This window comes from Bacteroides sp. UBA939 (genome assembly GCF_002293435.1).
In the GTDB taxonomy this organism is placed as follows: Bacteria; Bacteroidota; Bacteroidia; order Bacteroidales; family Bacteroidaceae; genus Bacteroides.
Genome location: NZ_DBDF01000007.1, coordinates 4176 through 20108, shown reverse-complemented (window position 1 = coordinate 20108; position 15933 = coordinate 4176). Strand labels below are relative to the sequence as shown.

At 45.5% G+C, this 15933-nt stretch carries 10 protein-coding genes; 8 read left to right on the top strand and 2 right to left on the bottom strand.

What is annotated here, in order from left to right; translation table 11 throughout:
- Positions 1 to 280: 280 nt before the first annotated feature.
- The 8 genes from B2Z67_RS00700 to B2Z67_RS00665 all read left to right on the top strand — a co-directional run bounded on the left by B2Z67_RS00700 (position 281) and on the right by B2Z67_RS00665 (position 12564).
- On the top strand, positions 281 to 982 hold the full coding sequence (locus B2Z67_RS00700) for a DNA alkylation repair protein (RefSeq protein ID WP_414630765.1): 702 nt from the start codon (positions 281 to 283) through the stop codon (positions 980 to 982).
- A gap of 231 nt (positions 983 to 1213) precedes the next feature.
- Positions 1214 to 2248, top strand: coding sequence for a Holliday junction branch migration DNA helicase RuvB (ruvB, locus tag B2Z67_RS00695; protein ID WP_291527894.1), 1035 nt, complete (start codon positions 1214 to 1216; stop codon positions 2246 to 2248).
- 158 nt (positions 2249 to 2406) lie between these two features.
- Positions 2407 to 2823, top strand: a complete 417-nt coding sequence (locus tag B2Z67_RS00690; RefSeq protein WP_291527893.1) for an endonuclease domain-containing protein — start codon at positions 2407 to 2409, stop codon at positions 2821 to 2823.
- Between the two features lie 162 nt (positions 2824 to 2985).
- Complete coding sequence (locus tag B2Z67_RS00685; RefSeq protein WP_291527892.1) at positions 2986 to 4431, top strand: lipopolysaccharide biosynthesis protein; 1446 nt, start codon at positions 2986 to 2988, stop codon at positions 4429 to 4431.
- A gap of 240 nt (positions 4432 to 4671) precedes the next feature.
- Positions 4672 to 6045 (top strand): TIGR00341 family protein, encoded by a 1374-nt coding sequence (locus B2Z67_RS00680; protein WP_291527891.1) that lies wholly within the window; start codon positions 4672 to 4674, stop codon positions 6043 to 6045.
- 134 nt (positions 6046 to 6179) lie between these two features.
- Positions 6180 to 8321 (top strand): S46 family peptidase, encoded by a 2142-nt coding sequence (locus B2Z67_RS00675; protein WP_291527890.1) that lies wholly within the window; start codon positions 6180 to 6182, stop codon positions 8319 to 8321.
- Positions 8322 to 8489: 168 nt separating this feature from the next.
- A complete protein-coding gene (locus B2Z67_RS00670; RefSeq protein WP_291527889.1) occupies positions 8490 to 10295 on the top strand; it encodes a GxGYxYP domain-containing protein in 1806 nt (601 codons plus the stop codon).
- 40 nt (positions 10296 to 10335) lie between these two features.
- Positions 10336 to 12564, top strand: a complete 2229-nt coding sequence (locus tag B2Z67_RS00665) for a GH92 family glycosyl hydrolase (protein WP_291527888.1) — start codon at positions 10336 to 10338, stop codon at positions 12562 to 12564.
- A gap of 32 nt (positions 12565 to 12596) precedes the next feature.
- Here the strand turns inward: B2Z67_RS00665 and B2Z67_RS00660 are convergent, their stop codons facing one another.
- The gene (locus tag B2Z67_RS00660; RefSeq protein ID WP_291527887.1) at positions 12597 to 13463 is read right to left on the bottom strand and encodes a DMT family transporter; all 867 of its coding nucleotides are present in this window, start codon (positions 13461 to 13463) and stop codon (positions 12597 to 12599) included.
- A gap of 211 nt (positions 13464 to 13674) precedes the next feature.
- Positions 13675 to 15729 (bottom strand): DEAD/DEAH box helicase, encoded by a 2055-nt coding sequence (locus B2Z67_RS00655; protein ID WP_291527886.1) that lies wholly within the window; start codon positions 15727 to 15729, stop codon positions 13675 to 13677.
- Between the last annotated feature and the right edge of the window lie 204 nt (positions 15730 to 15933).

Sequence of the window (15933 nt, the reverse complement as noted above, 5' to 3'; positions counted from 1 at the left end):
GCGGTGAAAACATGAGATTTATGGCAAAGGGATAATACAGGCTAACTCAAGTTTCGCATGTTTTATGTTGTTAATAATCAGTAGTATCTCTATTAATAACTAATAGAGATATTCCGCGTTCGTCCGCTTATTCCGNNCTTCGCTAAATTCTCATTTATGACGAGACACTTATGAATAATGCAGGCTAAATTGATAAATTCTCATTTATCAATTTAGAGGTATATTATTGCAGAGTCATTATATAAATATATATTTTTGTACTCTATAAAAAATGAAAGAGATGCAGAAAGCGGACGAAATCCGGCAAGAACTGGAACAATACATTGACCCGGTGAAACGGGAATACCTTCCTAATTTCTTTAAAACAGGAAAAGGGCAGTATGGTGAAGGTGACAAATTCCTCGGCATTGTGGTGCCTAATACCCGTATCGTGGCAAAGCGTCATAAGGATGCACCTTTTGAAGTAATGGCAGAATTGCTGCAAAGCGAGTGGCACGAATGTCGCCTCTGTGCTTTGCTGATGTTGGTAGAACGCTTCAGGAAGTGCGATGAAAGCGGCAAGAAAGAGATATTCGATTTCTATCTGACGCAGACCGCCCGTATCAACAACTGGGATCTTGTAGACTTATCCGCTCCGGGCATTGTGGGCGAATATCTGAAAGACAAGCCCCGCGATATCCTTTATCACTTGGCAGATAGTGGTTTACTTTGGGAGCAGCGCATAGCTGTGGTTTCTACTTACAGATTGATAAAGAATTACGATTTCATTGACATTCTGGCTCTATCCGAACGCCTGCTCCATCATAAACATGACTTGATGCAAAAGGCCATAGGCTGGATGTTGCGCGAAATGGGGAAACGGGACAAAGACTTGTTGGTGCAATTCCTTGAAAAGCATTGTCGGACGATGTCCCGTACCATGTTGCGTTATGCGATAGAGAAGTTTTCGGAAGACGAACGACAGGAATTTATGAGACGCTAAATTCTCATGCAGTTCTTTTTGTGTTGATGTGATAACACCGCTTGTGAAAAGAGTTAACTTATAGGGGTTATCTCAAAATAAATTAGTTATTTTGCAGAAAACAGTGGAGAACTCAATTGATTTGTATAACTAACTGGGGTTTCGCAAGTTATTTATATTGTTGATAATCAAACGTATCTCAATTCTAATAATATGGAGACAGTTAGCTGAATATAAGTAATATAGTTAGTAATGGAACGAGAAGAATTTGATATACGTGACCAGCAGCAACTGACCAGTCGGGAGCGCGATTTTGAGAACGCGCTTCGTCCGTTGAGCTTTGAAGATTTCAGCGGGCAGGACAAAGTAGTGGATAATCTGCGTATCTTCGTCAAGGCAGCCCGTCTGCGTGCCGAAGCATTGGATCATGTGTTGTTGCACGGTCCTCCGGGGTTGGGGAAGACAACGCTTTCCAATATTATCGCCAATGAATTGGGAGTAGGTTTTAAAATCACTTCAGGCCCGGTGCTTGACAAGCCGGGCGACCTGGCGGGAGTGCTCACCAGCCTGGAATCTAATGACGTGCTGTTTATCGACGAAATTCATCGCCTTTCTCCTGTGGTTGAGGAGTACCTGTACTCCGCAATGGAAGATTATCGCATCGACATTATGATAGACAAAGGACCGTCTGCACGGAGCATCCAGATTGATTTGAATCCCTTTACGCTGGTAGGAGCTACTACCCGTAGCGGCTTGCTGACAGCGCCTTTGCGTGCGCGCTTCGGCATTAATCTGCATTTGGAATATTACGATGACGATGTGTTGAGTGGCATTATCCGCCGTTCGGCAGGGATATTGAACGTGCCTTGTTCTGCGAAGGCTGCTTCGGAGATTGCTTCCCGTAGCCGTGGCACGCCGCGTATCGCGAATGCGTTGCTGCGCCGTGTGCGCGATTTTGCCCAGGTAAAGGGGACGGGTAGCATAGATACGGAGATTGCGAATTATGCCCTCGAAGCATTGAATATAGACAAGTACGGACTCGATGAAATCGACAATAAAATACTCTGTACCATTATTGATAAATTCAAAGGAGGCCCCGTAGGGCTTACCACCATTGCTACCGCATTGGGCGAAGATGCCGGGACTATAGAGGAAGTCTACGAACCGTTCCTCATCAAGGAAGGTTTCCTGAAACGTACTCCCCGCGGACGCGAAGTGACGGAACTGGCGTATAAACACTTGGGGCGCAGCCTGTATAACAGTCAACAGACGTTGTTTAGTGATTAACGTTTCGTGATTAACAGAGTCTATTTTGCGTTTTACAGAACTATATCTAATGATTTACAGAGCCGTATTTAGTGTTTTACAGAACTATATTTAATAATCAGCAAAACTATCTCTATTCTCCTCCNNAAGGGGGGAGGTGGTAGGAAAAAAAGATTCCTATGCAAACCATCATGAACATACCCAACGTAACCGACAATAGAAAAGAGTTACGTAACCACAGCACTCTCGCTGAAGCCACTCTCTGGAAACTGCTGAAAGGGAAACAGATTGCCGGTTTAAAGTTCAGAAGACAGCATAGCGTTGGGGTATATATACTTGATTTCTATTGCCCACAAATAAAGTTAGCAATAGAATTAGACGGTGCAGTACACAATAGACAACAGGATTATGATGAACAACGTACTTATTATCTGAATAAAGTGGAAGGTATTGAGGTGTTACGTTTTGAAAATAGAACAGTATTTGAGGATGTGGAGCGGATAATACGGGAGATAGAGGAAAGGCGTTTTTCCTACCACCTCCCCCCTTNNTCCTCCCGGGAGGAGGAGAATAGTGATAGTTCTGCTAATCACTAAATACGGCTCTGCTAATTATTAAATATAATTCTGCTAATTATTAAATACGGTTCTGCTAATCACCAAATACAGTTCTAATAATCATTAAATACAGTTCTAATAATCATTAAATATAATTTTGTTAATTACCAATTAATCACTAAACATTAATCATTACTAACAGTGACAAGATTAAAATCTTTAGCAAAAGACACAGCGATTTACGGAATAAGCAGTATTGTAGGGCGTTTCCTTAATTACTTGCTGGTGCCTGTGTACACGATAGCTTTACCGGTTTCATCGGGTGGCTATGGTGTGATGACGAATATCTACGCCCTGGTAGCCTTGATATTGGTAGTGCTGACATTCGGTATGGAAACAGGGTTTTTCCGCTTTGCCAATAAAGGCGAAGAAGACCCGGTGCGAGTATATTCCACCACATTATTGAGCGTGAGTATCGGTTCGCTGCTATTCATCACTTTAGGACTGCTGTTTCTGGAACCTGTTGCCGGATTCCTGGGATACGGTGAACACCCCTGGTACATAGGTATGATGATGATTGTAGTCGCTATGGACGCCATTCAGAGTATCCCTTTCGCCTATCTGCGCTATAAAAAACGCCCCATCAAGTTTGCGGCGTTGAAGCTGTTATTTATCTTCCTCAATATTGCACTCAATCTTTTCTATTACGTTATCCTGAAAGGGAATGATGTAGGCTATGCGTTCTTGTTCAATTTGGTGTGCACCTCTGTTGTCATGCTGTGCATGATACCTGAATTGAGAGGATTTACATACATCTTGGACCGGGATTTGTTGAAACGGATGCTCCGTTATTCCCTGCCTTTGGTTGTATTGGGCGTGGCAGGTATCCTCAATCAGGTGGCCGATAAAATCATCTTTCCTTTTGTTTACCCCGATGAAGCGGACGGCAAGATACAATTGGGTATTTACGGGGCTGCCAGTAAGATTGCCATGATTATGGCGATGTTCACCCAGGCATTCCGTTTTGCCTACGAACCGTTTGTGTTTGGCAATAGCAAAGATAAAGATAGCCGCGAAATGTATGCCCAGGCGATGAAATTCTTTATCATCTTTACATTGCTCGCTTTCCTGGCAGTGATGTTCTACATGGATATTTTGCGCTATGTCATCGACCCCGGTTATTGGGAAGGGCTAAAGGTTGTGCCCATAGTAATGGTGGCTGAAATATTTATGGGCATTTATTTTAATCTATCCTTCTGGTATAAGCTGATTGATGAAACCCGCTGGGGAATGTATTTCTCGTTGACCGGTTGTACGATATTGGTGTTGATGAATGTTTTCCTGATACCGAAATACGGATATATAGCTTGCGCCTGGGCAGGTTTCACGGGATACGGTGTGGCAATGCTGCTTTCCTATTTTGTGGGTCAGAAGAAGTACCCGATACAGTACGACCTGAAAGCCATCGGAATGTATGCGCTCCTGGCAACCGTGCTCTATGTGGCAGCCGAATATGTGGTGATAGATAACATCTGCTTGCGTATAGCCTACCGTACTGTACTGCTGCTGCTGTTTGTTGCTTATGTCGTGAAGCGCGATTTGCCGCTTCATCGGATACCGCTAATAAACAGGTTCGTGAAACGTTAGATACACATATTAGCTGTGTATATGGCATAATCTTGATTTGTATTATAAATAATAATTTAGCAATGCATATGATTAACAAAAGTATCTCTATTCTCCTCCCAGGAGGAGGAGAATAGAGATACTTTTTTAAATCACTAAACTTCAATCATTCATAAATACTCATTAGTGCAAACCAATAAAGATTAAGTACCTGGCACGAATGTTACAACTTAAATTATAAATCATCAAATTATAAATGACATGATAGAGAAGCCTGAACAAAATCGAAATGTTTTTGCAATCAAGAAGTTTCTGAGCGAATATCTTGATTTGAGAAAAGACAAAGATGACGAGTTGATAACTGTAGACTCCATCCGTAAGGGAGTAGAGTTTAAAGGAGCTACTCTGTGGATTCTGATATTTGCCATTTTCATGGCATCGTTGGGGCTGAACGTGAACTCCACTGCTGTGATCATTGGAGCCATGTTGATTTCCCCTCTGATGGGACCTATCATGGGTGTGGGACTCTCCGTTGGGTTGAATGATTTCGGATTGATGCAACGTTCGTTGAAGAGCTTCCTGATAACTACCCTGTTCAGTGTGACAACGGCTACCGTTTTCTTCCTGGTAAGCCCAGTGGCGGAAGGGCAATCGGAGTTGCTGGCACGCACCTCACCCACCATTTACGACGTATTCATCGCACTTATGGGTGGGCTTGCCGGAGTAGTAGCCCTTTCTACCAAAGAGAAAGGCAATGTAATCCCTGGCGTTGCTATTGCTACGGCATTGATGCCACCACTCTGTACGGCGGGTTACGGACTGGCAACGGGAAATCTGACTTATTTCCTCGGAGCATTTTATCTTTACTTCATCAACTCGGTATTTATCAGCCTCGCTACCTTTCTCGGAGTACGCATGATGCGCTTCCAACGCACGGAATTTGTTGATAAGAAGCGGGAAAAGAAAGTACGCCGGTACATCATACTTATTGCCGTACTGACCATGTGCCCGGCTGTTTACCTGACGATAGACATCATCCAGAACACTTTCTTTGAAAGCGCTGCCAATCGCTTTGTTGCCGAACAGCTTTCTTTCGAGAATACTCAGGTACTGGATAAGAAGATTCATTATCATGGTTCAAAAGGTAATGAAATACGTGTGGTATTGATAGGGCAGGAAATTCCTGAAGCATCCATTGCCATTGCCCGGGGAAAGATGAAGGATTATAAACTGGATGAAACGAAACTTACCATTCTCCAGGGAATGAATAATGAAGCGATAAATCTTTCTTCCATCCGGGCTATGGTGATGGAAGACTTTTATAGAAACAGTGAGAAACAACTGGCGGAACAGAAAAAGCAGATCTCTGCCTTGGAACAGAATCTCGGAAAGTACAAGAGCTTTGATGAACTGAGTAAAGTCATCATTCCGGAACTGAAAGTACTGTATCCATCGGTAAAAACAGTTTCTATATCCCGTGCCATAGAGTTGACTGTTGACTCGGAAAGAACAGATACGATTACGCTGGCTGTACTGAAATTCGGCAAGTATCCTGATGCGCATGAAAAGGAAAAGATAACCGAGTGGCTGAAGGCGCGTACGAATACCAGGCAGTTGAGGCTAATAGCAGAATAAAGTTTATGAGATAAGAACGTAAGGATGGAAACTTCTGAAGTAGTTATATTGCCTGATGCAGAGCATAATTTAAATACTCCGGCTATCATTCACCGATTGATACTGCCTTTTTTACGAACAAATAAATACTAATTATGAGATTAAAATTGATAGCCTTAGTTGCTTGTTGCCTTTGGTCGTTGACCGGACAGGCTGATGAAGGAATGTGGATGTTGGGTAACCTGAACAAGCAGACACGGAAAGCGATGAAAGAAGTCGGTTTGCAGATGTCTGCCGATAAGTTATACAACCCGAAACGCCCCTCGTTGAAAGATGCCGTAGTCAGCTTCGGCGGTTTCTGTTCCGGCGTAGTGGTGTCCGACGAAGGACTGGTGCTCACCAATCATCATTGCGGATTCAGTAGCGTACAGCAACATTCGTCAATAGAGAATAATTACCTGAAAGATGGTTTTGTGGCGCATAGTCGTGAGGAAGAACTTCCCAATCCGGAACTTTATGTCCGCTTCCTGTTGCGTACGGAAGATGTAACCAAACGCGTGCTGGGTGCGGTTACTCCTTCGATGAACGAAACGCAACGTTCCAGTGCTGTGGATTCCGTAATGTTTGCGATAGGTGAAGAAGTGTCTCGGAAAGACTCGACATTGGTTGGTATTGTAGATGCTTACTACGCCGGGAATGAATTTTGGCTATCCGTTTACCGCGATTACAACGATGTCCGGCTGGTATTTGCTCCCCCTTCTTCCGTCGGTAAGTTCGGCTGGGATATGGACAACTGGGTATGGCCGCGGCATACGGGCGACTTTTGTGTGTTCCGTATATATGCAGACCGTAACAACCGTCCGGCTGATTATTCTCCTGATAATGTTCCCTATCATCCCGAATATGTGGCGCCGGTTTCTCTTGACGGCTACCGGGAAGGTTCGTTCTGCATGACGTTGGGCTATCCGGGAACTACGGATCGTTATCTCTCTTCGTTTGGGATAGAGGAAATGATGAATAATATCAATCAGGCGCAGATAGATGTCCGTGGTGTGAAACAAGCCATCTGGAAGCGTGAGATGGACCGCAACGACAGCATCCGCATTAAGTATGCTTCCAAATATGATGAGAGTTCTAACTATTGGAAAAACAGTATCGGTAAAAACCGTGCTATCCGTAAGCTTGGGATACTGGAGAAGAAACGTGAAATGGAGCGGAAGCTCCGTCGATGGATACAGCAAAATCCGGAAGAACGTGAGAAATTGTTGCAACTGTTCACGGATTTGGAGCTGAATTACAAGAATCGTCGTGAAGTGAACCGTGCGCAGGCGTATTTCGTAGAATCTTTTCTGTATGCCCCGGAGTTGGTACAGCTTGCCCTGACAATCATGAACTTCGACTTTGAAGGAGAAGAGAAGACCGTTTTAACCGGTTTGAAGAACATCGTTGAACAGTACTCCAATCTGGAACCGGATATTGACAAGGAAGTGTTTACGGCAATGTTGAAGGAATATCGGTCGAAGGTAGATACTACTTTCCTGCCTGCATTTTATCGCACCATTGCGCAGGAATATAACGGAAATGAAAAAGCGTATGTAGATAGCCTTTATGGTCATTCGGAACTGACTACGATTCGTGGTTTGAAGCGTTTCATCGAACGGGACACTACTTACCAGATATTTAACGATCCTGCTATCTCTCTGGGGATAGATGTGTTGACGATGCTGTTTGATATGAATATGCGGATGCAGGCATCCACTTCGGAGATTGCCCGGGGAGAGCGTTTGCTGAATGGGGCTGTCCGGCGGATGTATGCATCGCGTAATTTCTATCCGGATGCTAATTCTACCATGCGGTTGAGCTTTGGCACTGTGGCAGGATATACACCCTTTGATGGCGCGGAATATGCTTACTACACAACTTCAAAGGGAGTTCTGGAAAAGGCAAAAGCAAATATGGGGAATGTGGATTTTGAAGTTCAGCCGGAAATACTGTCGTTGCTTTCTTCGGGAGATTTCGGAAGATATGCCGATGAAAAGGGGGAAATGAAGGTGTGCTTCATCTCGAACAATGATATTACGGGAGGAAATTCGGGTAGTGCAATGTTCAATGCGAAGGGCGAACTGCTGGGACTGGCGTTCGATGGGAACTGGGAAGCCATGAGTAGCGATATTCTGTATGAACCAAAAATGCAGCGATGCATCGGGGTAGATGTACGCTACATCTTGTTTATGATAGAGAAATTCGGCAAAGCGAGCCACTTGGTTCAGGAACTGAAGCTTGTATCGGGAAAGTAGTCGTTTCGACGCAACTACAAACGTACTTTTATTGTCGCTTCCATGTTAGGTTAAGCAATTATTTCAGGCAATTAACCTATGAGTAACCCATAGTTAAGCGTTTACTTAATCTCTCCTGCTTACTTTTGAGGCAGAAATGATATTTAGTAACTTTATCTAATTTGACTTATGGGTTTGAAGATATGCGCTTTTGTGCTCATGTTGGGGTTGAGATTCTCTGTTTGCGAAGCTTGTCAGCCATCCGGGTGCGGCGGAGTATGCGATTCTATTCCGGAGAAGGGACAGTACTATATTCCTGAGATGAAAAAAAAGCCTGTGAAGTACTGGACTTGTACAGGAGTGATTTCGGTGGGCAACCGCAACAGCGTGAATGAGACAGAACCCACGCAGGGATTGCAATATCATCTGATGTGCCAGTCTTTGGCAGGGTTAACCAATCGTGCGGTGGAAGAAGGTAAAAGCGAAGTGGCTGTTTGGCTGTATGACCACGGTGAAAAGGCATCTTATAAACTCTCCAAGCAAGCCCTGGAAGATATGAATATCCGCGAGCATGGAGTACGGAATGGGCTGGACTTAGCTTGCAAAAACTACAAACAGGCGGATGGAGTAAAGCCTCAGCTAAAAGATTTGTTTGACGGCTATGTGCTGACTGACGTAAGGAATAACCCGGAGAGCGGTATCGTAGCCTCTGTTGCTTCACATGTTTACAATTCGATTATTGTGGATGTACGCGACAGGGAATACTACGAGAAAGCGGGCTATGTGCTGAAGTATGATGCCACCCGTAAAACGACACTTGACGCATGGCGTGAATTCAAGAATAAGTGCAGCAACGATGCATTAGTCCTTATGCCCGTACAGACCGGAGAACTGCGCGAGTTCGCCATCAAAAATAACCTCTTCGTATTGAACCTGAACAAGCGGCAGGGAAGCCCTTGTAGTGGTCAGAATACGGCTTTGCTGGATGAAGTACTGGCATGGCTGAAACCGAATGCTCCGGTGTATGGCTGGGAACAGGGAGTAGGTGAGGATCAGTTTGTAGCCCGTATTTCAAGGAGTGGCCACCCGATGATTCCTTGTGATTGGAGTTATAATCATTCTCTTACCGCTTTGCTTTATACAGAGCGCCAGCAACCGGTACTTGCCAAGGTGATTGATCCGCAATTGATAGACTACAGCAAGAAGCGTAATTACGTTTCGTTCTTCCTTTCGGATGGTGATAACATTCAGTGGATGATGCAGGATTTTGCTTCCCGGTATTACAATGTTCCGGAAGCAGGCAAAGTGAAGATGGGCTACGGACTACCAGTCTCTACATTGGCCATGATGGCTCCGGTGCAACTTGGTAATCTGATAAATCAGCAGGAACGGTCTTGTTCCATTCTGGAGATGTTAGGGGGAGGTTATTATTATGTAGATACTTATAGTCAGAATAATAATCGTAGTGCTAACCTGAAGATTGCAGCCGGGCGTCTGTCATCCCACATGCGCCGGTATAATGTCAGATTACTGGCCGTCATGGCTATGGATGTGAAGTCCCCCGCAGCCAAAGAGGCTTATCAGGCTTATGTGGATGCAAACGACCACTTGGAGGGAATTATCGCCGTTCAGTATTCTCCGTATGCAGGAGGCAAGGGTGATATATTTTGGTTTACGAATAAAGCAGGGTATGATATTCCGGTGATTACTGTGAAATATTCCATTTGGGACAGAACTCATAAGCGTGAGGGTTCCCCTGCTTTTGTTGCTTCCCGACTGAAGGAGAATGCACAAGACGAAAGTTTTTCCGCGGTTTGTGTACATGCGTGGAGTCGTTTTGAGGAGGGAACCTATGGAGCGGCGGCAGCTTGGCAGTGTGCCGAGAGGTTGGATGAAGGGTTTGAGGTAGTGAGCATGCAGGAATTGGTATGGCGTTTGCGCATGCGCCGGCAACCCGGACAGACACGTAAGTATCTGGAAACGGTAGAAAAATAGATTTCGCCAATAATTTTGTTAATATAATCTTTTGATGCGTATGAAAAAGTTGATTTACCTCTTTAGCCTTTGTCTCTTGCTTACCGCATGCGGGCAGAAGGAACAGCCCTCTCTGAGCTGTTTAGTGAACCCTTTGATGGGTACTTCCTCTACCTTTCAGTTCTCTCATGGTAATACTTATCCGGCAGTAGCCGTGCCTTGGGGAATGAACTTCTGGAGCCCTCAGACGGGAGAAAACGGAAGCGGTTGGATGTACATGTATACCGACAGCCTGATCAGAGGTTTCCGCCAAACACACCAACCCAGCCCGTGGATTAATGATTATGGCACTTTCTCCATCATGCCTGTGTTTGGGCAGTTGGTTACAGACAACAAAGCCCGCGGTATGAGCTTCCGGCACGATAATGAGGAAGCCGCGCCGGATTGTTATCGGGTGAAATTTGATAATGGCGTTACTACAGCTCTGTCTGCCACATCGCGTGGAGCTGTATTTGAGATAACTTATCCTTCGGAAGAAGAACAATACATCGTTGTCGATGCCTACCAATACGGTGGAAGCGTAGCTTTTGATAAGGAACAGAATTGCATCTACGGGGTCACCCGCTACAATAACGGTGGAGTACCCGATAACTTCGGCAATCATTTCATCGTAGAGTTTGATAAACCCATCGCAGCGTCCGGAACGGATGAGAATGCCTGTGCGTATGTCCGTTTCCGGCTGAAGGCAGGCGAAAAGCTGACTGTCCGCACGGCATCGTCTTTCATCAGTCATGAGCAGGCGCGTCTGAACCTTAATCGCGAGATTGCCGGGCGTTCGTTGGAGGACGTCTCGGAGGAAGCCAGGGCAATCTGGAATGAGCGAATGGGACGTATCAAGATAGAGGGCGGAACGGAAGAACAGCAGAAAACATTTTATTCCTGCCTGTACCGTACCCTGCTGTTCCCGCGCGAATTTTATGAGCTTAACGAGCAGGAAGAACCGGTTTACTACAGTCCTTACGACGGGCTGGTACACGATGGATACATGTACACAGATAACGGTTTCTGGGATACTTTCCGTGCCGTTCATCCGTTGTTTACATTGGTATATCCCGAAGTCAGCGAACGTATCATGCAGTCCATTCTGAATGTATATGACCAAAGCGGTTTTATGCCCGAATGGGCAAGTCCCGGGCACCGGAGCTGCATGATAGGCAACAATTCGATTTCCTTGCTTGCCGATGCCTGGATGAAAGGTATCCGTACATTCGACAAAGAGAAAGCGTTGGAAGCCATGATTCATCAAACGCAGGCACGCAGTAAAGAAATCTCCTCCGTGGGACGCGATGGTTATGCGGAATACGACCGTTTGGGTTATGTTCCCTACCCTGAAGTACATGAAGCCACGGCCAAAACCCTGGAGTATGCTTATGCCGACTGGTGCTTGGCAAGGTTTGCCGAAGCGACGGGACATAAGGAAATTGCCAATACTTACTATCGGAAAGCTCTGAACTACCGTAATCTGTTCTACCCCGAGAATGGTTTCATGTGGGCAAAAGACTCCGATGGAAAATGGCGTGATAACTTTGACGCCACCGAATGGGGCGGTCCTTTCACGGAAGGTTGTTCCTGGCATTGGACGTGGAGTGTATTTCATGACCCGGAAGGGTTGTCCGCACTTTTAGGAAGCCATGAATTGATGGCGGCACGCCTCGACTCAATGTTTGTTGCTCCCAATACTTTCAATTACGGTACGTATGGTTTCGTTATCCATGAGATAGCCGAAATGGTAGCTTTGAATATGGGGCAATACGCTCATGGCAATCAGCCTGTGCAGCATGCTGTCTACCTGTATAATTATGTAGGAGAACCCTGGAAGGCCCAGTATCATACCCGTAATGTAATGAACAAGTTATATAATTCCGGCCCGGAGGGTTACTGCGGTGATGAAGATAACGGTCAGACTTCGGCATGGTATGTATTTACGGCATTGGGTTTCTATCCGGTCTGTCCGGGCACTTCCGAGTATGTGCTGGGTAGTCCGCTGTTTCCGAAAGCAACTCTTTCGCTGCCCGGAGGAAAGACATTTGTTGTTAATGCCGAAGGCGCGTCGGATGATAACTGCTATATTCGTTCGGCGGAATTGAATGGAACTGATTTTACACGCAATTATCTGAAGCATGAAGAATTATTGAAAGGCGGTGAATTCCACTTGCTGATGGATACTGTTCCTAATAAGGAAAGAGGCATAAATGCGGATGATTTTCCGTACTCTTATAGTACAAACTAACTATGATTAAGCATTAGCCTGAATAATTCAGTCTATCTTCTCAGTATAATCACCGTAACCGCTGAAATAATCAGCATGATGCCTAAGGCTATACTTTGAGTGAAAGGCTCGCCGAAGATGATAATGCCCACGAACACAGCGGTAACAGGCTCCATGGCTCCCAGCACAGAGGTGAGCGTGGAGCCTATGTTTTTGATGGCGCGCACCAGTGCCAGATTGGATATTACCGTTGGTATGAGCGCCAGCATGATAAGATTACCCAACGTAGTACCGTCGGGGATGGATTGCATTTCAATGCCTGTTGCTTTTATCCCGATGAAAAGTAGTATCCCACCAAATAGAAAGACGTAAAATGTCATTTTCAGTCCTTTCATTTCGAGAGATTTCAGTTGACTGACGGTGACCAGATAGACTGCATATCCCAATGCAGAAAGCAGAACGATGAAGATGCCGGGCAAGGTTATTGTGTTTGTGGTATCTCCGTGGGAAAGGAAGAAAACACCGCTTACCGCTAAAACGATTGCTGCTATACGTGGGAATGACTTCTTCTCATGGAAGAAAACCATCATGATAAGCGTAGTCAACACCGGATACATAAAATGAATGGTGGTAGCCACGCCGCTCGACATTAATTTGTATCCCCAAAACAGGAAGATAGCGGAACAGTTATAGAGGAATGCCAGAAACAGAAGCGGAGGTATTTCTTTCCGCCGGATACGGAAAGATTGCTTGTCAAGTAAGAGGATGCCTGCCAGTGCCAGCATGGCGAAGAAAAAGCGATAGAGTAGTATAGACCAGAATTGCATTCCCTGATGCATGGCGGGGATAGTGAACAAAGGAATCAGTCCGAAACTTGCCGAAGAGAGAAGTCCATATAAGAATCCGTTAATCTTATTCATATAGAAGAACACTAATGAAGTGATGACTAAAGTTTCGCAAGCTATCTGATTGCTGAACTATCTTATTGTAGATTATCAGAGAAGCTGTCCGCGTATCCATTCTCACCGCTAAATTCTCATTTATAATATAAATTATTTATGACGATACACTTAAGTATCTCGCTTTATATTTTTATCCTTCCTGTTTGACCAGCCTTATGTATCTATAATCTTATTTCTTCTTCTTCGTCCGTTTTGCCCACCCCTCTTCACTGAAATCAGGCTCTGCGTCACGGAAATCGTTGCTTTCATTCTGGAAGAATTGTTTCCAGTCGTCTTTCTTGCCGCGAGCCTGTGTATAGCCGCGTTCTTCACGATTGGGCTTATTTTTCTTTTTGCTATCGGCGCCGGAAGCATTCTTTCCATTTCTTTTTTCGTCGGGTTTCCCGTAGCTTTTGTCGCTCTTAAAACCCCTCTCACCCTTGAACTCTTTCTCGCCTTTGAACTCCTTTTCGCTCTTGAATCCTTTGTCAGCTTTGAATCCCTTCTCTGATTTATAATCTTTCCTTCCGGGGTCGAATTCCTTTCCTGTACTTGGTTTGCGATTTCCTTTTGAGGTTTCACTGCCTTCTTCTCCGGCTATTTCGACGGATACCTTGCGGTCGCCGAAACGAGCGTTGCTCAGGGCTTTGATTACGTTATCGGCTTCTTTCTCTTTGACCTCGAAGAAAGAGAAGCTCTTCATCAAGTCGATACGTCCTAAGTCCACACGCTTCTTGGTGTTTTTGTTCAGCAAATCAATGAGTTCGTGCGGATAGAAGTTGTCCGTTTTGCCCAGATTGATGAACAGGCGTGTGTAGCCCGCTTCCGCCTTGTGCGAACCGCTTCTGCGTTCACCATATTCTCCGCCTCTTGCCGTACGCTCTCCGCCTCTTGCTGTACGTTCGCTGCGGCTGTCGGTTGCAATTTCAATCTCTGCACGGTCACGATAGTATTCTGCAAAACGATTGAATTCATGGGATACCATTCGTTTGATAAGGTCCTCTTTGCTCAGCCAGTCCAGTTTGCGGTATATTTCGGGCATGAAGTCGGCCATATCTTCCTCGTTCACTTTTACTTTTTCCAGGTCGTCGATTACCTTCAGCAGTTGTTTTTCGCAAATCTGCTTGCCGGTAGGCATTTCTCCGGGAAGGAATTTTTTGCTGATAATCCGTTCTATTTCACGCATCTTGCCCTTTTCGCGCAGGTTGATGATGGCGATGGAAGTACCTGTTTTCCCGGCACGTCCTGTACGTCCGCTGCGGTGGGTGTAGCTTTCGGTATCATCCGGCAGGCCGTAGTTGATGATATGCGTCAGGTCGTCTACGTCCAACCCGCGGGCTGCAACGTCCGTGGCAACCAGTATTTGAAGGTTGCGGATGCGGAATTTTTGCATCACGGCATCGCGTTGCGCCTGGCTTAGTTCGCCATGCAGGGAGTCGGCGTTATAACCATCCTGCATCAGCTTGTCGGCAATTTCCTGTGTCTCTTTACGCGTGCGGCAGAAGATGATGCCGTATATCTGCGGGTAATAGTCCACGATGCGTTTCAGCGCAGCATATTTATCCCTGGCGTGAACGGTATAAACCACGTGCTTCACGCTGCTGGTTCCTTCATTCTTTCGTCCGATGGTGATTTCTTTGGCTTCGCGCAGGTACTTCTTTGAGATGCGTGCTATCTCCGGACTCATGGTTGCGGAGAACAATAGCGTGTTACGTTCCTGCGGTACGTCGGCGAGGATGGCGTTGATGCTGTCAGTGAAACCCATGTTGAGCATTTCATCCGCTTCGTCCATCACCACGTTTTGTATGGTGGTGAGTGACACTGTTTTACGCTCCATCAAGTCGAGCAGTCGTCCCGGTGTGGCAACGATGATGTGTACGCCTTGCTTCAGAGCGCGTATCTGGCTGTCTATGGACGAACCTCCATACACAGGCAATACTCGCAGGCCGTTGACGTATTTGGAATAATCGTTCAGGTCGCCTGCAATCTGCAAACAAAGTTCGCGTGTGGGACAAAGTATAAGGGATTGCGGAACGCGTTTCTCTATGTTAATTTTCTGGATAAGCGGGAGGCCGAATGCGGCGGTTTTTCCGGTTCCTGTTTGCGCAAGGGCTACTACATCGTTGTTTTCTCCTAAAAGGTAAGGAATCACTTCCTCCTGTACCGGCATGGGATACTCATATCCCATTTCTTCAATGGCGCGGCGTATCTCCGGCGACAGACCGAGCTCTTCAAATGTCTTCATTAAATCTTTATATATCTTTATATTCGGGCACAAAGATAATGATTAATTTTGATTTGTGAATTATAACCGGCATTATTCATGGTGAGTGCATCAAAATGAACATATAAAGTGTACAGGAATAAGCTAAATGATTAGTGAAGCTGATGATTCACCAGAGTATCTCTATTCTCCTCCTCCCGGGAGGAGGAGTACCCGTAGGGGGAG